Here is a 19,463-nt window from a genome sequence, read left to right on the forward strand (position 1 = left end):
CTGCTCGCGATGGCGGTGGTTCAGTCGCTGAAGATGCTGGCTGTGCCGACCGCTTCGCGAGCAAGCCCGTTCCCACATGGGCTTGCGGTCATTCAGATGAGGGGGTAATCCGGCAGCTTTTGCGGTTGCGGATTTCTTCGTCCGTAGGCCGTTCGCAAACGAATTCGAAACGCGGTTCACCTTCGCTGTAATGCACCAGCCAGCCCCACTCCAGTTCGGCTTCATCCTGCCCGGGGTTCGGTGGTCTGGCCCACCACGGCTCTTTGCTGAGAATCTCGCGCATGACGGCCTCTGGTTCGATGGCAATCCTTGAACTATAGCCGGGTGTCGCGAGTCGTCAGAGAAGGCTGTGTAGAATCGCCTGATCGACGAGCGAAGGAGCAGGGCCATGATCGATGAAGTGCGAATGGATCTTCCCGCCAAGCGACTGTTTTTCGCCCTCGACTGTCCGCCATTACAACGCAAGGCCATTGCTCAATGGCGCGGCGAGCTTGGGCTGCGCACCGGCAAACCGGTGCCGGCGGATAACTTTCACCTGACGCTGCTGTTCCTCGGTGCCGTGCCGCTGGCGCAGATCAATGAAGTCTGCGAGGCCGCCGGCAAGGTGCGCACGCCGGCTGAAACGTTGAGGATTGCGCTGGATCGCCTGCAGGTCTGGCATCGGGCCGGGATCCTGTCGTTGGCGCCCGAGCGGGCACCACCGGCATTGTTGCGCCTGGTCTATGCGCTGGAACAGGCGATGTTGCCGTTTGGCTTCGAAGCGTCTGCGCGCGAGTTTCGCCCGCACCTGACCCTGGCCCGTGACTACCGTGCAGCGGAGCCGGAATCCGCCACGCCGGCGGAATTCTTCCTGCGCGCCGAGCGCTTTGCCCTGTTCGAATCGCACAAGGGGCGTTACCGGATCCTGCAGGAATGGCCGCTGAATTGAGCGCACAAAAAAAGGCGCCCAAGGGCGCCTGAATTCACCTGAGCCGAGGGAGCCAGGTGAGGCCGTTCAATGCAGGGTGCAGCGGTGGTAAGGCGCTGCGTGAACGGGAACTTTTTCGGCACTGCATTGCTTCACTGTGGGAGCGAGCCTGCTCGCGAAGGCGTCGGCACCTTCAGCCTCTTCATCGCCTGACATACCGCTTTCGCGAGCAGGCTCGCTCCCACATTTTTGATCGCTGGTGTTTTTACTTGCCGAGTTTCACCCGGGTCCAGCCTCGGGTCATGATCCGCTGTGTGGCAATCGGCTGATCCGGCACCGCATAAAGCGTCGCCATCACCGCCTGCGACGGGTATGAGCCCGGGTCGTTGCGGATCGCTTCGTCCACCAGTGGCGTGGCCGCCGCGTTGGCGTTGCTGTAGCCGTTGCTGTTGGTGATCTCGGCAATGATGTCCGGACGCATCAGGAAGTTCATGAACAGGTAAGCGTTGTCGACGTTGGCGGCATCACGCGGGATCGCGACCATGTCGTAGAAACTGCCGGCGCCTTCCTTCGGAATGCTGTAGTCGATCTTCACCTTGTTGCCGGCTTCCACGGCACGGGCCTTGGCCTGCAGCACGTCACCGGAGTACCCGACCGCCACGCAAATATTGCCGTTGGCCAGGTCCGAGATGTACTTCGAAGAATGGAAGTACGCCACGTACGGGCGGATCTTCATGAGCAGCGCCTCGGCTTCCTTGATGTGCGCGGTGTCCTTGTCGTTCACCGGATAGCCCAGATAGTGCAGGGCGGCCGGGATCATTTCGGTCGGCGAGTCGAGGAAGCTGATGCCGCAGGCTTTCAGTTTTTCAGCATTTTGCGGGTTGAACAGCAAGTCCCAGGAATCGGTCGGGGCGTTGGCGCCGAGCACTTCCTTGACCTTTGCCGGGTTGAAACCGATGCCGATCGAGCCCCACATGTACGGGAACGCATGGGCGTTGTCCGGATCACTGGCAGCGGCGTTTTTCAACAGCACCGGGTTGAGATTCTTCCAGTTCGGCAGCTTCGATTTGTCCAGCGTCTGATAGACACCGGCCTTGATCTGCTTGGCCAGGAAACTGTTGGACGGTACGACCAGGTCATAACCGGATTTGCCCGCCAGCAAGCGCGCCTCAAGGGTCTCGTTGCTGTCGAACACGTCATAGGTCACGCGGATGCCGGTCTCGTCTTCGAACTTCTTGACGGTGTCCGGCGCGATGTAATCGGACCAGTTGTAAACACGCAGCACCTTGTCGTTGGCCTGGGCGCCCATGACCATTGCGCCCATTAAGGACAGTGTCAGCAGAGTCCTGCCAAACATTTTCATCGGTACAACTCCATTCTTCTTATTCAAAAGCTTTTAAGCAAAAGCACAAAACCAAAACAGCAGCACACCTGACCTGTGGCGAGGGAGCTTGTGTAGCGAGGGGATAAACCCCCTCACCACACTGGCTCCTCATCACATTGTCAGGCTGCGGCAGTGGCGGCGCGTTGCGGCTGTTGCCACGACTCATTCGCCGTCTGATCCATCGCTTCCTGAATCGCCCGCTTGCGGTTGGCCTCTGCCTTGCGGCCGAAGTACCAGACCAGGAAGGTCACCAGCGACACTGCCAGCAGAATCAGGCTGGCCACGGCGTTGATCTCAGGCTTCACGCCCAGACGCACCGCCGAGAACACTTCCATCGGCAGCGTGGTCGAACCCGGGCCGGAGACGAAGCTCGCCAGCACCAGGTCATCCAGCGACAGGGCGAACGACATCATGCCGCCCGCAGCCAGCGACGGCGCGATCATCGGAATGGTGATCAGGAAAAACACCTTGAACGGTTTGGCCCCCAGATCCATCGCGGCTTCTTCGATCGACAGATCCAGTTCACGCAGGCGGGCAGAGACTACCACTGCCACATAAGCGGCACAAAATGTGGTGTGAGCGATCCAGATGGTGACGATGCCACGTTCCTGCGGCCAGCCGATCAACTGCGCCATGGCCACGAACAGCAACAACAGCGACAGACCGGTGATCACCTCTGGCATCACCAACGGCGCGGTCACCAGACCACCGAACAGCGTGCGACCCTTGAAGCGTGTGACGCGAGTCAGAACGAACGCGGCGAGGGTGCCCAGCGCAACGGCAGCAATCGCGGTGTAGCAGGCGATTTCCAGCGAGCGCACTACCGAGCCCATCAGTTGCGTGTTGTCGAGCAGGCCGACGTACCACTTCACCGACCAGCCGCCCCACACCGTCACCAGTTTCGAGGCGTTGAACGAGTAGATCACCAGGATCAGCATCGGCAGATAAATGAACATCAGGCCGAAGATCAACATGAACTTGGAAAAACCGAAGCGTTTCATCCCCGTGCCTCCATCTCTTTGGCCTGACTGCGGTTGAACAGCAGAATCGGCACAATCAGGATCAACAGCATCACTACCGCCAGTGCAGACGCCACCGGCCAGTCGCGGTTATTGAAGAACTCTTGCCACAGCACGCGACCGATCATCAGCGTCTCCGGGCCACCCAGCAGTTCCGGGATCACGAACTCACCCACCACCGGAATGAACACCAGCATGCAGCCGGCGATTATCCCGTTCTTGGCCAGCGGCACGGTGATTTTCCAGAAGTTGTTGAAGTTGCTTGAACCCAGGTCCGACGCGGCCTCCAGCAGGCTGCCATCGTGCTTCACCAGGTTGGCGTACAGCGGCAGCACCATGAACGGCAGGTAGGCGTAGACCACACCGATGTACACAGCGGTGTTGGTGTTGAGGATCTCGATCGGGTGATCGGTCAGCCCCGTCCACATCAGAAACGCATTGAGCAGACCGTTGTTGCTGAGGATGCCCATCCATGCGTAAACGCGGATCAGGATCGCGGTCCAGGTCGGCATCATGATCAACAGCAGTAGGACGTTTTGCGCTTCCTTGCTCGCCTTGGTGATTGCGTAGGCCATCGGGAAGCCGATCACCAGGCACATCAGTGTGCTCAGTGCCGCGACCTTCAGCGAACCGAGGTAGGCCGACAGGTACAGCTCGTCTTCGCCGAGCATGGTGTAGTTGCCGATGTTGAGCATCAGCTGGAATTTCTGTTCGGCGTAGGTGTAGATCTCCGTGTATGGCGGGATCGACAGCGCGGCTTCCGAGAAACTGATCTTCATCACCAGGAAGAACGGCAGCATGAAGAACAGGAACAGCCAGATGAACGGTATGCCAATGACCCATTTTCGCCCGCTGGGCACCAGGCGCAGGAATTGCTGATTGAAGGTTCTCATGAGCGCAGTACCACGCCGCTGTCGTCTTCCCACCAGACGTAGACCTTGTCGTCCCAGGTCGGACGCGCGCCACGGCGTTCGGCGTTGGCCATGAACGACTGGACGATCTTGCCGCCAGGCAGCTCGACGTAGAACACCGAGTGGCCGCCGAGGTAGGCGATGTCATGCACCTTGCCTTCCGACCAGTTGTAACGGGTCTCTGGCTTGAGGGTGCTGACGAGCATTTTTTCCGGGCGGATCGCGTAGGTGATCGACTTGTCCTGCACCGAGGTGCTGACGCCGTGGCCGACGTAGATCTTCTGCTGCAAGTCCGGGCTGTGGATGATCGCGTGACCTTCAAGGTCTTCCACCACGGTGCCGTCGAAGGCGTTCACGTTGCCGATGAATTCGCAGACCATGCGGCTGACCGGTGCTTCATAGATGTCGACCGGGCTGCCGATCTGGGCGATCCAGCCCAGGTGCATGATCGCGATGCGCTCGGCCATGGTCATGGCCTCTTCCTGGTCGTGGGTCACCATCACGCAGGTCACGCCGACGCGCTCGATGATTTGCACCAGCTCAAGCTGCATCTGCGACCGCAGTTTTTTATCCAGCGCGCCCATCGGTTCGTCCAGCAGCAACAGCTTCGGACGTTTGGCCAGGGAGCGGGCGAGGGCGACGCGTTGACGCTGACCGCCGGACAACTGATGGGGTTTGCGCTTGGCGTATTGGGTCATGTGCACCAGGCGCAGCATCTCTTCGACGCGGGCGTCGATTTCGCTGGCCGGCAAACGGTCCTGCTTCAAACCGAAGGCAATGTTCTGCGCCACGGTCATGTGCGGGAACAGCGCGTACGACTGGAACATCATGTTGATCGGCCGTTCGTACGGCGGCATGTCGGTGATGTCCACGCCGTCGAGCAGAATCCGCCCTTCAGTCGGGCGCTCGAAACCGGCGAGCATGCGCAGCAGGGTCGATTTGCCCGAACCGGAGCCGCCCAGCAGCGCGAAGATCTCGCCCTGATGGATCTCCAGGGACACATCGTCCACAGCGGTGGTTTCGTCGAACTTCTTGGTGACACGGTCGACTTTCACCAGAACCTTTTTCGGTTGCTGGTGGCCTTCAAGTGCCTTCCTGTAAGTGCTGGAGGCGTTTGCCATGTGAAACTCCCAACAGGTTTCGTTCGCCGGGCCAACGTGGCCTGGCTTAAAAGTGGATTGCAGAGCGATATGCGCATTTCCTGTCGGATCACATCCCCTGTGGGAGCGGGCTTGCTCGCGAATGCGGCGTGTCAGTCGACGTCGTTGTTGCCTGACACTCCGCTTTCGCGAGCAAGCCCGCTCCCATAGGGTTTTGCGTTGTCCTGACGGGCACTGCTCATACCGATCCGGCTTGGTCGGCGCCGCCGTCCTGGCTGCCTGGGTCGTACTTGTTGTTATTACTGTTTGTTGTTTTCACGGATGGCGGATGCGCACACGCACAGCCGCCGACCCCGTGGGGGCAGTAAACAGTGATGAAATCCTGGGGGGTGTCAGCGCTTGTTGCGTCGCGCCGCACGTTGCCGGCAAGCCTCGCCGAACGCCTGGAAAATCTTCAGGTAGTTCGGGTTGTCCAGCACTTGCCATTCAGGGTGCCATTGCACGCCGAGGGCGAAGGTCGGGCTGTGCTCGACCGAGATCGCCTCGATCAGGCCATCCGGCGCCACAGCTTCGGCACGCAGGCCGGGAGCGAGGCGGTCGATGCCCTGACTGTGAATCGAGTTGACCTGAAACTCGCCCGGCAACTCCAGCGCTTCGAACACCCCACCGGCCAGCACAGTGACGGCATGCGCCGGTGCGTATTGCACGGCGACGTCCGGGCTGTCGGCTTCACGGTGATCGAGCATACCCGGCAGCTCGTGGACCTTCTGGTGCAGGCTGCCGCCGAAGGCCACGTTCATTTCCTGGAAGCCACGGCAGATGCCGAGCACCGGAACGCCCGCCGCGATGGCTGCACGTAATAAAGGAAGGGTGGTGGCGTCCCGCGCCGGATCGTGATCCGTACCGGGGGCGCTGGCCGGGCCTTGATAGTGGAAGGGTTCCACATTCGAGGGCGAGCCGGTCAGCAACAGACCGTCGAGTTGACCGAGCAGGTCTTCGACTTCAGTCAGTTTGCCAAGGGAAGGAATGACCACCGGCAACCCCAGCGCCGCGACGCTGACAGCGCGAACGTATTTGTCGCCGCTGATGTGATAGGGGTGCAGGCCAATCTGTTTGACGCACGCAGTAACGCCGATCAATGGCTTGAATGCCATTTTTATTCACCTCGAAGTTTGACACTTGAACGAGCTTTTCCGGAGCTTAGCCTCGTTGATTTTAATTAACAACTGCCATGTAAAAAATTCTAAACGCCGCTCATCAAATCTTCATGGTTCTCGGGCATCTGGCGCCAGTGTTGGCACGTGAGTGTTAAAAAAAGCCCGAAAAATAAACCCTGAGCGGTCATCTGTTCGCTATTGACTTCACTTTGCCGTTCGGGTTGACTGGCTCCGTGAAAGAGCAGTGAACATAATAATTAACAGCTAAATAGGTGCATCATGTCGGTCCCTCTGCGTGCCGTTCAACTCAACGAAGCAAACGCATTCCTTAAGAAACATCCTGAGGTTTTGTACGTCGACCTTCTGATTGCAGACATGAACGGTGTGGTGCGCGGCAAGCGCATCGAGCGCACCAGTCTTCACAAGGTTTACGAGAAAGGCATCAACCTGCCGGCCTCGCTCTTCGCTCTCGACATCAATGGCTCCACGGTGGAAAGCACCGGCCTGGGTCTGGACATCGGCGACGCTGACCGCATCTGCTACCCGATCCCGGGCACCCTGAGCATCGAGCCGTGGCAGAAGCGTCCTACCGCGCAACTGTTGATGACCATGCACGAGATCGAAGGCGAGCCGTTCTTCGCCGACCCGCGTGAAGTGCTGGCCAACGTCGTGCGCAAGTTCGACGAACTGGGCCTGACCATCTGCGCCGCGTTCGAACTCGAGTTCTACCTGATCGACCAGGACAACGTGAACGGCCGTCCGCAGTCGCCACGTTCGCCAGTGTCCGGCAAGCGTCCGGTGTCGACTCAGGTGTACCTGATCGACGATCTCGATGAATACGTCGACTGCCTGCAAGACATCCTCGAAGGCGCGAAAGAGCAGGGCATCCCGGCTGACGCCATCGTCAAGGAAAGCGCCCCGGCGCAGTTCGAAGTCAACCTGCATCACGTCTCCGACCCGATCAAGGCCTGCGACTACGCGGTCCTGCTCAAGCGTCTGGTGAAGAACATCGCCTACGACCACGAGATGGACACCACCTTCATGGCCAAGCCGTATCCGGGCCAGGCGGGCAACGGTCTGCACGTGCACATTTCGATCCTGGACAAAGAGGGCAACAACATCTTCGCCAGCGAGGATCCCGAGCAGAACGCCGCGCTGCGACACGCGATCGGCGGTGTGCTGGAGACCCTGCCTGCGCAAATGGCCTTCCTCTGCCCGAACGTCAACTCGTACCGCCGCTTCGGCGCGCAGTTCTACGTGCCGAACTCGCCGAGCTGGGGCATCGACAACCGCACCGTGGCGGTACGTGTGCCGACCGGTTCGGCCGACGCTGTGCGCATCGAGCACCGCGTGGCGGGTGCCGATGCCAACCCGTACCTGCTGATGGCCTCGGTGCTGGCCGGTATTCACCACGGCCTGACCAATCAGATCGAACCAGGCGCGCCGGTTGAAGGCAACAGCTACGAGCAGAACGAACAGAGCCTGCCGAACAACCTGCGCGACGCATTGCGTGAGCTGGACGACAGCGAAGTCATGGCCCGCTACATCGACCCGATGTACATCGACGTATTTGTCGCGTGCAAGGAAAGCGAGCTGGCCGAGTTCGAAAACTCGATCTCCGACCTTGAGTACAACTGGTATCTGCATACGGTCTGATTCGCAGACCAACACCGACCCCCTGTGGGAGCGGGCTTGCTCGCGAAAGCGGTGTGTCTCGCAGTGAAGATGCTGGACGTACCGACGCCTTCGCGAGCAAGCCCGCTCCCACAGGGGATTCGGTTACCAAATTTGATTGACGGGTGTTCGCCCGTCATCCACTCCCCTTGTCGAGCCACAACAATGACAACGACCCGCAACGACTGGGAACAACGCTTCCAGTCCCTGACCATCGAATCCCGCGCCTTCATCAACGGTGAATATCGCCCGGCGATCAGCGGCGCCACTTTCGAATGCCTGAGCCCCGTCGATGGCCGTTTCCTCGCCTCCGTGGCCAGCACCGATGAAGCTGACGCCAACCTCGCCGTCGAGGTCGCGCGCCAGTCCTTCAACTCCGGCGTGTGGGCGCACAAGGCCCCGGCCGAGCGCAAACGTATCCTGATTCGTTTCGCTGATCTGATCCTGCAACACCAGGAAGAGCTGGCGCTGCTGGAAACCCTCGACATGGGTAAACCGATCAGCGACTCGATGAGCATCGACATCCCGGCGACCGCCAACGCGATCCGCTGGAGCGCTGAAGCCATCGACAAGATCTACGACGAAGTCGCCGCCACTCCGCACGATCAACTCGGCCTCGTCACCCGCGAGCCATCCGGCGTCGTGGCGGCCATCGTGCCGTGGAATTTTCCGCTGATAATGGCCAGCTGGAAGTTCGCGCCAGCCCTGGCAGCGGGTAACTCGTTCATCCTCAAGCCTTCGGAAAAATCGCCTCTGACCGCCATCCGCATCGCTCAGCTGGCGTTGGATGCGGGCATTCCGAAAGGCGTGTTCAACGTTCTGCCGGGTTTCGGTCACACCGTCGGCAAGGCGTTGGCGCTGCACATGGACGTCGACGTGCTGGCCTTCACCGGCTCCACGGCGATTGCCAAGCAACTGATGATTTATGCCGGCCAAAGCAACATGAAACGCGTCTGGCTCGAAGCAGGGGGCAAGAGTCCGAACGTGGTGTTTGCCGACGCACCGGACTTGCGCGCGGCAGCACAAGCGGCGGCCGGCGCCATTGCCTTCAACCAGGGCGAAGTGTGCACCGCCGGTTCGCGCTTGCTGGTCGAGCGTTCGATCCGCGAGCAATTCATTCCGCTGCTGGTCGAAGCGCTGCAAGCGTGGAAGCCGGGGCATGCACTTGACCCGGCGACCACCGTCGGTGCCGTGGTCGATCAGCGCCAACTCGACAACGTGCTGCGCTACATCAGCATCGGCCGCGAGCAGGGCGCCGAGCTGATTGCCGGCGGCCAGCGCACCCTCGAAGAAACCGGCGGCCTCTACGTGCAACCGGCGTTGTTCGACGGCGTAACCAACGCCATGACCATCGCCCGCGAAGAAATCTTCGGCCCGGTGCTGTCGCTGATCACCTTTGACACCGTTGAAGAAGCGCTGCAGATCGCCAACGACAGCATCTTCGGCCTCGCCGCCGGCGTGTGGACCAGCAACCTGAGCAAGGCGCACACCTTCGCCCGTGGCCTGCGTGCCGGCAGCGTCTGGGTCAACCAGTACGACGGCGGCGACATGACCGCGCCGTTCGGTGGCTTCAAACAATCGGGCAACGGTCGCGACAAATCGCTGCATGCGTTCGACAAGTACACCGAGCTGAAAGCGACCTGGATCAAGCTCTGATTTTCTACAGCGGTGGTCGCTTCTGATGAGCGACCCTCGGAGAACAATAAAATGAAGCAACAACACGTCAACAGCTACTACGCCGCCACTCGTAACGAAGTCATCGACTTCCCGATTCTTGAAGAGTCGGTCGAGTGCGATGTCTGCATCATCGGCGCCGGCTACACCGGCCTGTCCTCGGCGCTGTTCCTGACTGAGGCCGGGTACAAAGTGACCGTGCTCGAAGCGGCGAAAGTCGGCTACGGCGCCAGCGGTCGCAACGGCGGTCAACTGGTCAACTCCTACAGCCGCGATGTCGATGTGATCGAAGAGCGCTACGGCGACAAGACCGCAGAAATCCTCGGCAGCATGATCTTTGAAGGCGCCGACATCATCCGGTCGCGGATCAAGGAATACGACATCAAATGCGACTACCGCCCGGGCGGCATTTTCGCAGCGATGAACAAGAAACAACTCAACGGCCTGGCCGAGCAAAAGCGCAGCTGGGAACGTTACGGCAACAAAAACCTGAAGATGCTCGACGCCGCTGACATTCGTCGCGAAGTCGGCTCCGACGCCTACGTTGGCGGCATGCTGGACATGCAGGGTGGCCACGTTCACCCATTGAACCTGGCCCTCGGTGAAGCCGCAGCCATCGTGCGTCTGGGCGGCAAGATCTACGAGCAATCGGCTGCCGTCGAAATCAAATACGGCGAGCCCAACGTCGTGCGTACCGCCAAAGGCCAGGTTCGCGCCAAGTACCTGCTGATCGCCGGCAACGCGTATCTGCCGCAAGGCCTGGACAACCGCGTGACCGCGAAAAGCATGCCGTGCGGCTCGCAGATCTGTGTCACTGAACCGCTGACCGAAAAGCAGGCGCGCAGCCTGATCACCAACAACTACTGCGTCGAAGACTGCAACTACCTGCTCGATTACTACCGTCTGACGGCCGACAACCGCCTGCTGTACGGCGGCGGCGTGGTGTACGGCGCGCGTGAACCGGACGACATCGAGCAACTGATCCGGCCGAAGATCCTCAAGACCTTCCCGCAGCTCAAGGACGTGAAAATCGACTACCGCTGGACCGGCAACTTCCTGCTGACCATGTCACGCATGCCGCAATTCGGCCGGATCGAGAAAAACGCCTACTACATGCAAGGCTACAGCGGCCACGGCGTCACCTGCTCGCACCTGGCCGGCAAACTGATCTCGGAAATGATCCGTGGCGACGCCGAACGCTTCGACGCCTTCGCCTCGCTACCGCACATGCCAATGATCGGCGGCCGCACCTTCTCCGCCCCGTTGACCGCCCTCGGCGCCGTCTACTACTCGCTGCGCGACCGCTTCGGCATCTAAGTTACCTCCCCGGCGGCGGCCCCAAGACCCCGCCGGTTTTTTACCTGAGACACTAACGCTGCAAATGTGCGAGCTGGCCTGCCAGCGGTGGCGGCGCGTCAACCATCATCAATGGAGCTGGCACCCAGAGATCAAACTGTGGGAGCGGGCTTGCTCGCGAAGGGGCCATATCAGCCAACATCCCCGTCGCCTGACACACCGCTTTCGCGAGCAAGCCCGCTCCCACAGTTGCTGTATTACCAAGGCAAGAAGGACTTTTATCCCACCGTCCATCGAACCTGCTGAGCAACACCACCAAACGTGATTTAATAGCCGCCTTTCACGGTTCCGGGACACGGGAGCAACGTGATCCGCGCCCTCGGCGCGTCACCCGCCACCCACCCCCATCGCCCTTAAGTCGTTCTCACATAAGGCTGTCATGGATACGGGTTCTCGACTCAAACTAGTACGCGAAAGCTACAAACTCTCCCAGCGCGAGCTGGCCCGGCGTAGCGGCGTGACCAATGCCACCATCTCCCTGATCGAACAGAATCGCGTCAGTCCTTCCGTCAGCTCCCTGAAAAAGTTGCTCGAAGGCATCCCGATGTCCCTGGCCGACTTCTTCACCTTCGACCAACCCCCGCGCGAACACCAATACGTGTTCCGCGCCAACGAACAACCCGACCTCGGCCGCCACGGCCTGCGCCTGCTGCTCATCGGCGCCTCGGTCCCAAGCCGCCAGATGCGCTTACTGCGCGAGCAATACGCGCCGGGCGCGAGCTCCGGTGAAGAGCCGATCGTACATGCGGAAGGTGAGGAGTGTGGTCTGGTGACCCGTGGCACGGTGGAGTTGACCGTGGATGGGCAAGTGAGTGTGTTGAATGCGGGGGATGGCTATTATTTCCCGACGACGTTGCCGCATAAGTTTCGGAATATCGGGGCGGATGAGGCTGAGATTATTAGTGCGAATACGCCGGCTAACTTCTGATTGGCTCTTTAGATAAAAACATACGTTAAAAGTAATTCCGATGCCTTTTGAAGGGCGTCGGATTTTTTTTGAGTTGAGGAAAGGTTTGTAGGGTTGATGGCTTTTATTTGTAGGAGAGTTCTGAATGAGCGCGTGATGATGCAAGGTTAATAATATAAGGGCTTTTCCTGCATGTTTACATTGCTTGGCGTGATTTTTCAGGGCAAAGGGTATGCTGGAATTATGAGTGTTTGGGGAATGTGTCTTATTGTTGCGCTTTCCTTTGCGGCTTTTTAACTTTGTGTGCTCTATATTAGGGTGCTTGTTATCTTTTTTGATCGTTTTTGTTGGGCTGTTTTGTTATTTGAGTTTTTATCAGTGTTCATTTCACCCTCAACGATAAAGTTGTTATAGGGTTTTCTTAAGGTTGGTGAAGTCATGGCGTTAAGGTTTGTGGCTCAAATAGCGTTTTTGTTTTTCTTGACTGTTGCTTTGAGTGGTATTGGTGCGGTAGTGCAGGTGAATTTTTTCAGTGGGATTTTTTCAGGGTTGAACAATGTAAAAGAAATTGTGTTCAGTCTGGTTTTTACATTGCTTCTGTACGTTAATTTTCGTTACTGCTTTCCTGATCAGGTGGCGGAGTTGCGGGGGCGAAATGTCCGGAGTTGTCGTTACCCCGTATGGGTGAAACAATATATTCTCTTTAATTGCGCCTTATTTGTGGAGGAAGTTTTTTATTACATTATTAAGGATTTGGTTAGTTTGCCAGAAATTGTTTACAGGTCGTTAGGGGGTGTGGTGTTTTTTTCTGTTTACGCGTACATGATGTCTGGTGAGGACTTCAGGGTAAAATGGTAGTTTATTTTTTTGTTCGCGAGTCCATCTCTTTGTCTATATTTTTAACTGTTATACTATCGATCAGTAGTTCGAGTGCCAAAGCCAGACTCCCCATTTGGTTGTAAGAGCGCTCATAATTAATCGGGTCATGATTGAATAACTGCGTTGAGCCTGGTTTTCGCACGTGTCGCAACATGCCAAGCCCGGAAAGAAGTAAATCTGCGCTGTAGTAGGCAGTGTTTCCTATATGAGTATCATTCACCGCGAATTGATAGAATTTACGAATGGGGCCTACTGTGCTTTGGGTTTCAGGGCCGTTGTAGATATTGACTACCCCTTCATGAACGTTATTGAATCCATGCGCCGAATAGAGTGCTCCTGCAAATATACCTTGCGGATTTTTGCTTGAGAATTGAATGGCGCCTATTTGCAGTTGCATCACTCCCGCCGCAACACCTACGCCGTTTTGAGCGTAGAACGATACTTTGTTCAATAAGTCAGAGTGTTCCTCTCTGAGCTCCTTCAATCCTTGCTTGGCACTCATGACACCCTCATCCACCGCCCGAATAATCTCATTAGCGTAAGAAGAAACGATCTCGCTAAATCGAAGCTGGCTGAAACTGTCATACAACTGAGTCGCGCCAATCTGGCATCCGAATGCAACCAGCTCGGAGGCAGCCCGTGTGACGTCGTTGATGTCACACGAATCCTCATTCATCGTCATTTCCCCAACGGCTGAAGCCGCTTGTGCCCGCGTGGATATGGGTCCAACTGATTTCGCGGTAAGTGAATGAGACCAACTCCTGTGGCTGTGCGTCATTCAAATGGATGGCGTGGGGGACCTGAAGGTTGATGTGGGCGATTTTTGCGCCGGCTATGTGGATTTTGAAATATTTCTCTTGTGTACCCGCGGCGGAGGTTCGGTAGAAGAAGAGGGTGCAGTCCAGCACTTCGCGTTCGTGAAGTGCGGCGCAGAGGAGGGGAGAGGATTTGTCGATGTTCTTGGTGATCATGATCGGCAAGTGTTGGCCGCGGTCTGCGGTAACGCCGCCGTTATTGCCGGTGGTCATGTTGTGGGAGTAGGCCAGGACCATGATTTCATCGAGGTGCCCCAGTTGGCATTTGTTGCCGATTGAGTTTGTGTCGGAGCAGCCGGCGGAGATCAGTCCTTGTCGGTTTCCGGTAATGCTCATGTAACTGTGGTTGGCCATGGAAGCTCTGCTTTATTGAATGGATAACTCTCGTTTGAAGAGTAACCGTCCAACAAAGCCGGGGTGCTGAAGCGCCGAATCACCGATGATGACGTTCAGACGCTTCTTACAGGGTCAGCGGAAGTCAGGAGGTGAAGGCTCTGAGGTGCCAACCACGTTATCGTCGGTTGGATGACCGAGCGCCTACAACGTTGGCACGTTGGCAATGTGTTGGTTATGAGGCGAGCGTGTCGAAACGTAGCTGCTCCTATCGCTAATTTAGTTAGCGACAGCCCCTCACCCCAAGTGGTGTTTTCCTAAGAGCTTTTCAGACTCCAAAATCTGGGCGCTGAAAATACCTGTCCGACCACGCGGTCGGCTTTTTCATTTGCCAGCCCGCAGTACATCACTGAAGGTTTCGCCGAACGACACCACGACGTAGACTGCGAAACAAGTTGTAACGCCTGACCCACGGATGGAACCGCGCATGATCGAAATCGGCAGCCGCAACAACGCCCCCACGCCGCAGCACCCCACTCAAGACATCTACATTTTCAGCATCGACCCGTCCCGACCGGCGACGCCGTTTTGCTTCGAGCAATCGATTGGCGGCGGGCACGCTAATCAGGGCGGTGCGCGGTGGTTGGCGCTGGATGAATTGGACGCCTGGCCCGGCGAGTGGCGTGAGCATCTGCAGAAAGCCGATTGTGCGTGGGTCGCAGAGCTGATTGATGCGAATAACAGTGCAGATCAGGCGACACTGGTGGCGTTGATTCTGCAAAAACATTCCGAATCTCCCATATCGCCCACACCCGCCAAACCGCTCAGCCGATGGCAGGCGATTGCCGCCTGGCTCAAGCGCAACATCCACGTCGGCGGCCGTTACGGCGTCTAACCCGAGGAAATCCCATGACCCAGACACTCGAACGCGCCATCGCCCTCGCTGCCACCGCGCATGCCGGGCAGATGGACAAGGGCGGTTCGCCGTACATTCTGCATCCGCTGAAAGTCATGTTGCGCATGAGTTCGCTGGAAGAACGCATCGTCGCCGTGCTGCACGATGTGGTCGAGGATTGCGGTATCAGCCTCGATGACTTGCGCAAGGAAGGTTTCAGCGAAGAGGTGCTGACGGCGATTGAGTCAGTGACTAAGGTGCCGGGCGAGTCCTACGAGGATTTCGTCGAGCGCGCGGCGCAGAACCCGATTGGCCGGGTGGTGAAACTGGCGGATCTGGAAGAGAACAGCGACCTGTCGCGGATTGCCTCGCCCAGTTGGGAGGATCTGGAGCGGGTCGAGAAGTATCGGCGGGCGATCGGACGGTTGCGCACGTAATTCAGTTGAATAGCCAGGAAGGCGAATATGAAATCGATTCTGTGTTTGTTGATCGCTGCCGCCGTTGGCGCTGCGTTGCAGGTCAGCGGTGTTCCTCATGGCCTATTGCTGGGGGCGATTCTTGTCACCGCACTGGTCACCACGCGAACCGGTTTCGCCCCCGCAACCCCTTATGGATTGGGCTACATCCAGGTCACGCTAGGCATCGCCACCGGGTTGATGTTCGAGGCGTGGGACAGTGCGACGGCTTCGGCCATGTTGCCCAGCCTCGGCGTTTTGCTGATATGCCTGGCTGTACAGATCGCGCTCGCTGGATGGTGGCTGACCCGCGGCGCGGGGTGGAATCGCACCGACGCGCTGCTGGCGGTGTACCCCGGCGCACTGGCGGCAGTGTTCGATTTGCTGGAGTCGGAAAAGGCCTCGAGCAAGGTCATCATCGTGCACCTGATGCGGCTGCTGTTGATCACGGTGTTGGTGAGTTTTTTGATTCCCGGGCAGGCCTCGGTGGCGGTGGTTGAAAGCGACCCATTGAGCACGGGCATGGCGTTGACGGTGCTGGCGCTGATCGGCTTGAGCATCGTCATCGGGCGATTGCTGCTGGTGATCGGCGTGCCGGCGCCGTTCATGCTGACGGCGATTCTGCTCACTGCGGTGTTTGTGGAATCGGGATGGTTGCACGGCTTCCACATGCCGGACTGGAGCCTGAACCTGGCGGCGCTGATTCTCGGCGCGCGGATCGGTTCACGCTTTCAGGGGCTGGGCGTCGCGGAGTTGGGGCGGCATGGGCGGACGGCGCTGGTGTCGGTCGGTTTGATGATCGTGGTCGCGGCGGCATTCGCCGAAGTCGCGGCGCGCTGGCTGGGCAGTGATCCGCTGTCGTTGTGGCTGGCGTACATGCCGGGGGCGATCGAGACGATTGCGATTGTCGCGTTTGCCGGTGGCTTGAATGTGGTGTTCATCCTCACTCACCACCTGGCGCGGATGGTGCTGCTGCACTTCGCGCCGGCGTTGCTGGTGCAGGTGCGACGGGCGCGGGAAGAAAGCTGAAAGTACCTTTGTGCTGAGGGGGTTCATCCCCTCAGCACAGGGTTGGATCAGCGGATATGCGCGTCGAACCCTTCCATCCCCGGTGCGATCCCATCCTTCAGCGTCAACGCCGGAATCTCGTAATCCCCGCCATTCTGCTGCCGATAAGCAATCGGCCGCGTGCTCCACAATTCATCCAGTCGCGTGCCCAGTTCTTTGCAAGTCGCGGCAAATGTCGCCTCATCCATTCGACCGACGCGATAGGCCACGAACGGCGGTACCACCTCGAAACCGGGGTAGTAGAGGACGCCGTGATTGATCGGAAACAGCACGTCATCAATCGGGCCGTTGATCCCGCGCGGGCTGTAGTGCGAGTCCCAGCCGCCGGTGGTGACCATCAGCATCGCCCGTTTGCCTTTCATCTTGCCTTCGCCGTAGCGCTCGCCCCAACGCGAATCGGAGTGTTCGCCAACGCCGTAGGCAAAACCGCAGGCGTACACGCGCTCGACCCAGCCCTTGAGGATTGCCGGCATGGAAAACCACCACAGCGGAAATTGCAGGATCAGTGCGTCGGCCCAGAGCAGTTTTGCTTGCTCGGCGGCGATATCGGCGGCCTGAGTGCCTTGGGCGTAGGCGAGTTTCGAGTCCCGTGAGGTGTTGAAGGGGCGGCTGTCGTCGCGACCGGGGGCGTCGTCGGCGTCGAGGTTGGTCTTCCAGTTCATCGCATAGAGGTCGGAGACCTGCACGGTGTGACCGGCGGCTTGCAGGCGCTGGACGGTGAAGTCCTTGAGCGAGCCGTTGAGTGAGGTGGGTTCAGGGTGGGCGTAGACCAGTAGCACATTCATATTGCAGCTCCTTGGTTGAATGCAGGCAGGATCAATCCTTGATCGGTATATTGGAAATGAATGTCTGATATGTCAGGTATAGCCATGAATAATTTACGACGTCTGGACATAAACTTGCTGTTGACCCTAGACGTGTTATTGGCAGAACACAACGTAACCCGCGCCGCAGAGCGGTTGAACCTGTCGCAGCCGTCGGTGAGCGTGCACCTGGCCAAGCTGCGCGACATCTTTGCCGACCCGCTGTTGCTGCCCGGACCACGGGGCATGCGCCCCACCGCGCGGGCCGATGAATTGCGCGAGCCGTTGCGCGAGGCGCTGCAAGCACTGGAACGGGCAGTGGCGCCGGCCAGTGCGTTCGATCCGGCGCAGGCCAGCCAGACCTGGAAAGTCGCGGCGACCGATTACGGTGAATCGACGGTGGTGCTGCCGGCCCTCAGCGGTTTGCGCACTCAGGCGCCGGGTACGCGTCTGGCGGTGCTCGATCTGATGCCGGCGCAGTTGGTGAAGCAGGCGGAGCAGGGGGTGTTCGACCTGGCGTTGCACATCACCGAAGACGCGCCGCTGGATCTGCATCAGCGGGTGCTGTTCACCGAGCACTACGTATTGGCCGGTCGCGTCGGCCATCCGCGCCTGAAGCGCAAGCCGAACCGCGAACAGTTCTGCGCACTGGAACACGTGATGGTGTCACGGGAGGGCGGGGGCTTTTTCGGGGTGACCGACAAGGCGCTGGCCGAGGTCGGTCTGGCGCGCAACGTGGTGCTGTCGGTGCCGCACTTTCTGATGGTGATGTCGGTGCTGACCAGCACCGATCTGGTGGCGATGCTGCCGTCACGGCTGGTGCGCGGTAACCCGGCGTTGCAGGTGGTCGACGCGCCGCTGCAGGTGCCGGGCTACGAAATGGCGATGTTCTGGGGCGAACGCTCGCACCGCGACCCGGCGCACAAATGGTTGCGTGAGCATCTGGCGGCGTCGGTATAGCGCGTCAGGCGTGGCCCAGGGCTATCGCAAAAGACACGACGATCATGCACGCAAACGCAAAATTGAGATTCATCAGCTATTCATCCTGAGCCTTTTTAAAGTGAGGCCATTCTGAACAGGCGTCAGGCAAAGAAAAAATTCGGCTTGTTGATTCCAATGATCGAAACAATTGATATCGGCCGGTTTGTGTTTGCCCGAGGCTTTCGCTAGTCTCGGAAAAACCTGCAACTACAAGCATAAACAGGCAAAACCATGCGCGATCATTCGATCACCGAACTGCCGTCCCTGCGCCGGCAGAAAATTCTCCTGATCCTCGAACGTGACGGCAAGGTCATGGCTTCGGAGTTGAGCCAGCACTTCGCCGTGTCCGAAGACACCATCCGCCGCGACCTTGCCGAACTGGATCACGCCGGCTTGGTGCAACGCGTACACGGCGGGGCGCTGCCGCGACCCAAGGACACCGGTAAGGATTACTTCACCCGGCTGGAGGAGAGCGACGAGGTGAAGGTGCGCCTGGCGCAGCGAGCGGCGCAAGAGGTCGAGGACGGGCAGATTGTGTTGTTCGATTCCGGCTCGACCACGTTGCAGGTGGCGCGCTCGTTGCGTGCTGATATCCAGATCACGGCGGTGACGGCGGCGCCGATGACGGCGGTTGCCTTGTCCGAATACAGGGGCGTGAAGGTGATTCTGGCCGGCGGGCAACTGAACCCCCGCACAATGTCGGCCGGCGGGCATGAGGCGGTGCGGATGCTGGCCGCGATCAAGGCGGATCTGGCGTTTACCGGGGTCTGCGCGATTCACCCGGAGGTGGGCATTACCTCGCTGCACTTCGATGAAGTGCCGGTCAAACAGGCGCTGCTCGACAGTGCCGCACGGGTGATTGCGGTGACCACGGCGGACAAGCTTGGGGCGGTGGAGCCGTTTGTGGTGGCATCGTGTACGCGGCTGCATACGCTGATTACCGAGCGGCATGTAGCGTCGGGCAGCGTCGAGGATTATCGGCGGTTGGGGATTGTGGTGGAGCAGTTGCCGGACTGATTGTTGTATTGCGGCTGCTGGCGTCTTCGCGAGCAGGCTCGCTCCCTCGTTTGGAATGGATTCGAATGTGGGAGCAGTTGTCGGGTTGAGGTTTGTATTGGGGCTGCTGGCGTCTTCGCGAGCAGGCT

General features: G+C 58.9%; 20 protein-coding genes. 11 read left to right on the top strand and 9 right to left on the bottom strand.

Annotated features, from left to right (window positions below; translation table 11 throughout):
* Positions 1-88: 88 nt before the first annotated feature.
* Positions 89-283 (bottom strand): hypothetical protein, encoded by a 195-nt coding sequence (locus U862_RS0115975; RefSeq protein ID WP_025111308.1) that lies wholly within the window; start codon positions 281-283, stop codon positions 89-91.
* Positions 284-388: 105 nt separating this feature from the next.
* Here U862_RS0115975 and thpR point away from each other — a divergent pair, with 105 nt between their 5' ends.
* Positions 389-928, top strand: coding sequence for an RNA 2',3'-cyclic phosphodiesterase (gene thpR, locus U862_RS0115980; RefSeq protein ID WP_025111309.1), 540 nt, complete (start codon positions 389-391; stop codon positions 926-928).
* Positions 929-1,172: 244 nt separating this feature from the next.
* Here thpR and U862_RS0115985 read toward each other — a convergent pair whose 3' ends face one another.
* The 5 genes from U862_RS0115985 to U862_RS0116005 form a co-directional block, all read right to left on the bottom strand.
* Positions 1,173-2,270, bottom strand: a complete 1,098-nt coding sequence (locus U862_RS0115985; RefSeq protein ID WP_025111310.1) for a polyamine ABC transporter substrate-binding protein — start codon at positions 2,268-2,270, stop codon at positions 1,173-1,175.
* 140 nt (positions 2,271-2,410) lie between these two features.
* A complete protein-coding gene (locus U862_RS0115990; RefSeq protein ID WP_025111311.1) occupies positions 2,411-3,292 on the bottom strand; it encodes an ABC transporter permease subunit in 882 nt (293 codons plus the stop codon).
* A complete protein-coding gene (locus U862_RS0115995; protein ID WP_177327349.1) occupies positions 3,289-4,170 on the bottom strand; it encodes an ABC transporter permease subunit in 882 nt (293 codons plus the stop codon). The genes U862_RS0115990 and U862_RS0115995 overlap by 4 nt, the downstream gene beginning before the upstream one ends.
* A 29-nt stretch (positions 4,171-4,199) precedes the next feature.
* Complete coding sequence (locus tag U862_RS0116000; protein WP_025111313.1) at positions 4,200-5,342, bottom strand: ABC transporter ATP-binding protein; 1,143 nt, start codon at positions 5,340-5,342, stop codon at positions 4,200-4,202.
* A 371-nt stretch (positions 5,343-5,713) separates the two neighbouring features.
* Positions 5,714-6,475, bottom strand: coding sequence for a gamma-glutamyl-gamma-aminobutyrate hydrolase family protein (locus U862_RS0116005; protein ID WP_025111314.1), 762 nt, complete (start codon positions 6,473-6,475; stop codon positions 5,714-5,716).
* A gap of 282 nt (positions 6,476-6,757) precedes the next feature.
* Between U862_RS0116005 and U862_RS0116010 the strand changes: the two genes are divergently transcribed.
* The 5 genes from U862_RS0116010 (at position 6,758) to U862_RS0116030 (ending at position 12,947) form a co-directional block, all read left to right on the top strand.
* Complete coding sequence (locus U862_RS0116010; RefSeq protein WP_025111315.1) at positions 6,758-8,134, top strand: glutamine synthetase family protein; 1,377 nt, start codon at positions 6,758-6,760, stop codon at positions 8,132-8,134.
* Positions 8,135-8,317: 183 nt separating this feature from the next.
* On the top strand, positions 8,318-9,808 hold the full coding sequence (locus U862_RS0116015) for an aldehyde dehydrogenase (protein ID WP_025111316.1): 1,491 nt from the start codon (positions 8,318-8,320) through the stop codon (positions 9,806-9,808).
* A gap of 51 nt (positions 9,809-9,859) precedes the next feature.
* A complete protein-coding gene (locus U862_RS0116020; RefSeq protein ID WP_025111317.1) occupies positions 9,860-11,143 on the top strand; it encodes an FAD-binding oxidoreductase in 1,284 nt (427 codons plus the stop codon).
* Between the two features lie 418 nt (positions 11,144-11,561).
* A complete protein-coding gene (locus tag U862_RS0116025) occupies positions 11,562-12,110 on the top strand; it encodes a cupin domain-containing protein (protein ID WP_003226097.1) in 549 nt (182 codons plus the stop codon).
* A gap of 417 nt (positions 12,111-12,527) precedes the next feature.
* The gene (locus U862_RS0116030) at positions 12,528-12,947 is read left to right on the top strand and encodes a hypothetical protein (protein ID WP_025111318.1); all 420 of its coding nucleotides are present in this window, start codon (positions 12,528-12,530) and stop codon (positions 12,945-12,947) included.
* A 1-nt stretch (position 12,948) separates the two neighbouring features.
* On the opposite strand, the gene U862_RS0116035 is transcribed toward U862_RS0116030, so the two are convergent.
* Together U862_RS0116035 and U862_RS0116040 are read right to left on the bottom strand one after the other, a co-directional pair.
* Positions 12,949-13,644, bottom strand: coding sequence for a DUF4225 domain-containing protein (locus U862_RS0116035; RefSeq protein WP_025111319.1), 696 nt, complete (start codon positions 13,642-13,644; stop codon positions 12,949-12,951).
* Positions 13,637-14,137 (bottom strand): Hcp family type VI secretion system effector, encoded by a 501-nt coding sequence (locus U862_RS0116040; RefSeq protein ID WP_025111320.1) that lies wholly within the window; start codon positions 14,135-14,137, stop codon positions 13,637-13,639. Before U862_RS0116040 ends, U862_RS0116035 begins: the two co-directional genes overlap by 8 nt.
* 466 nt (positions 14,138-14,603) lie before the next feature.
* Here U862_RS0116040 and U862_RS0116045 point away from each other — a divergent pair, with 466 nt between their 5' ends.
* The 3 genes from U862_RS0116045 to U862_RS0116055 are packed head-to-tail and all read left to right on the top strand — an operon-like array spanning position 14,604 to position 16,495.
* Positions 14,604-15,011 carry a hypothetical protein gene (locus U862_RS0116045; RefSeq protein ID WP_025111321.1) on the top strand — a complete coding sequence of 136 codons (408 nt, stop codon included), beginning with the start codon at positions 14,604-14,606 and terminating at the stop codon, positions 15,009-15,011.
* Positions 15,012-15,025: 14 nt separating this feature from the next.
* On the top strand, positions 15,026-15,448 hold the full coding sequence (locus U862_RS0116050) for an HD domain-containing protein (protein WP_025111322.1): 423 nt from the start codon (positions 15,026-15,028) through the stop codon (positions 15,446-15,448).
* Positions 15,449-15,475: 27 nt separating this feature from the next.
* The gene (locus U862_RS0116055; protein ID WP_025111323.1) at positions 15,476-16,495 is read left to right on the top strand and encodes an AbrB family transcriptional regulator; all 1,020 of its coding nucleotides are present in this window, start codon (positions 15,476-15,478) and stop codon (positions 16,493-16,495) included.
* 47 nt (positions 16,496-16,542) lie between these two features.
* Here U862_RS0116055 and U862_RS0116060 read toward each other — a convergent pair whose 3' ends face one another.
* The gene (locus U862_RS0116060; protein WP_025111324.1) at positions 16,543-17,319 is read right to left on the bottom strand and encodes an NAD(P)H-dependent oxidoreductase; all 777 of its coding nucleotides are present in this window, start codon (positions 17,317-17,319) and stop codon (positions 16,543-16,545) included.
* Between the two features lie 84 nt (positions 17,320-17,403).
* Here U862_RS0116060 and U862_RS0116065 point away from each other — a divergent pair, with 84 nt between their 5' ends.
* Both U862_RS0116065 and U862_RS0116070 read left to right on the top strand, forming a co-directional pair.
* On the top strand, positions 17,404-18,297 hold the full coding sequence (locus tag U862_RS0116065; protein WP_025111325.1) for a LysR family transcriptional regulator: 894 nt from the start codon (positions 17,404-17,406) through the stop codon (positions 18,295-18,297).
* A 252-nt stretch (positions 18,298-18,549) separates the two neighbouring features.
* Positions 18,550-19,335: a DeoR/GlpR family DNA-binding transcription regulator gene (locus tag U862_RS0116070; protein ID WP_025111326.1), complete on the top strand. Its 786-nt coding sequence runs from the start codon at positions 18,550-18,552 to the stop codon at positions 19,333-19,335.
* Positions 19,336-19,463 lie beyond the last annotated feature (128 nt).

It is taken from the genome of Pseudomonas sp. H1h, assembly GCF_000633255.1.
Lineage (GTDB): Bacteria > Pseudomonadota > Gammaproteobacteria > Pseudomonadales > Pseudomonadaceae > Aquipseudomonas.

Bases quoted from the DNA above. Each gene is read 5' to 3' on its own strand.
- U862_RS0116010 (WP_025111315.1), top strand. From the start codon at position 6,758: ATGTCGGTCCCTCTGCGTGCCGTTCAACTCAACGAAGCAAACGCATTC.
- thpR (WP_025111309.1), top strand. From the start codon at position 389: ATGATCGATGAAGTGCGAATGGATCTTCCCGCCAAGCGACTGTTTTTC.
- U862_RS0116025 (WP_003226097.1), top strand. From the start codon at position 11,562: ATGGATACGGGTTCTCGACTCAAACTAGTACGCGAAAGCTACAAACTC.
- U862_RS0116035 (WP_025111319.1), bottom strand. From the start codon at position 13,644: ATGAATGAGGATTCGTGTGACATCAACGACGTCACACGGGCTGCCTCC.
- U862_RS0116050 (WP_025111322.1), top strand. From the start codon at position 15,026: ATGACCCAGACACTCGAACGCGCCATCGCCCTCGCTGCCACCGCGCAT.
- U862_RS0115990 (WP_025111311.1), bottom strand. From the start codon at position 3,292: ATGAAACGCTTCGGTTTTTCCAAGTTCATGTTGATCTTCGGCCTGATG.
- U862_RS0116040 (WP_025111320.1), bottom strand. From the start codon at position 14,137: ATGGCCAACCACAGTTACATGAGCATTACCGGAAACCGACAAGGACTG.
- U862_RS0115985 (WP_025111310.1), bottom strand. From the start codon at position 2,270: ATGAAAATGTTTGGCAGGACTCTGCTGACACTGTCCTTAATGGGCGCA.
- U862_RS0116005 (WP_025111314.1), bottom strand. From the start codon at position 6,475: ATGGCATTCAAGCCATTGATCGGCGTTACTGCGTGCGTCAAACAGATT.
- U862_RS0116070 (WP_025111326.1), top strand. From the start codon at position 18,550: ATGCGCGATCATTCGATCACCGAACTGCCGTCCCTGCGCCGGCAGAAA.
- U862_RS0116045 (WP_025111321.1), top strand. From the start codon at position 14,604: ATGATCGAAATCGGCAGCCGCAACAACGCCCCCACGCCGCAGCACCCC.
- U862_RS0116015 (WP_025111316.1), top strand. From the start codon at position 8,318: ATGACAACGACCCGCAACGACTGGGAACAACGCTTCCAGTCCCTGACC.
- U862_RS0116065 (WP_025111325.1), top strand. From the start codon at position 17,404: ATGAATAATTTACGACGTCTGGACATAAACTTGCTGTTGACCCTAGAC.
- U862_RS0116000 (WP_025111313.1), bottom strand. From the start codon at position 5,342: ATGGCAAACGCCTCCAGCACTTACAGGAAGGCACTTGAAGGCCACCAG.
- U862_RS0116020 (WP_025111317.1), top strand. From the start codon at position 9,860: ATGAAGCAACAACACGTCAACAGCTACTACGCCGCCACTCGTAACGAA.
- U862_RS0116060 (WP_025111324.1), bottom strand. From the start codon at position 17,319: ATGAATGTGCTACTGGTCTACGCCCACCCTGAACCCACCTCACTCAAC.
- U862_RS0115975 (WP_025111308.1), bottom strand. From the start codon at position 283: ATGCGCGAGATTCTCAGCAAAGAGCCGTGGTGGGCCAGACCACCGAAC.
- U862_RS0116030 (WP_025111318.1), top strand. From the start codon at position 12,528: ATGGCGTTAAGGTTTGTGGCTCAAATAGCGTTTTTGTTTTTCTTGACT.
- U862_RS0116055 (WP_025111323.1), top strand. From the start codon at position 15,476: ATGAAATCGATTCTGTGTTTGTTGATCGCTGCCGCCGTTGGCGCTGCG.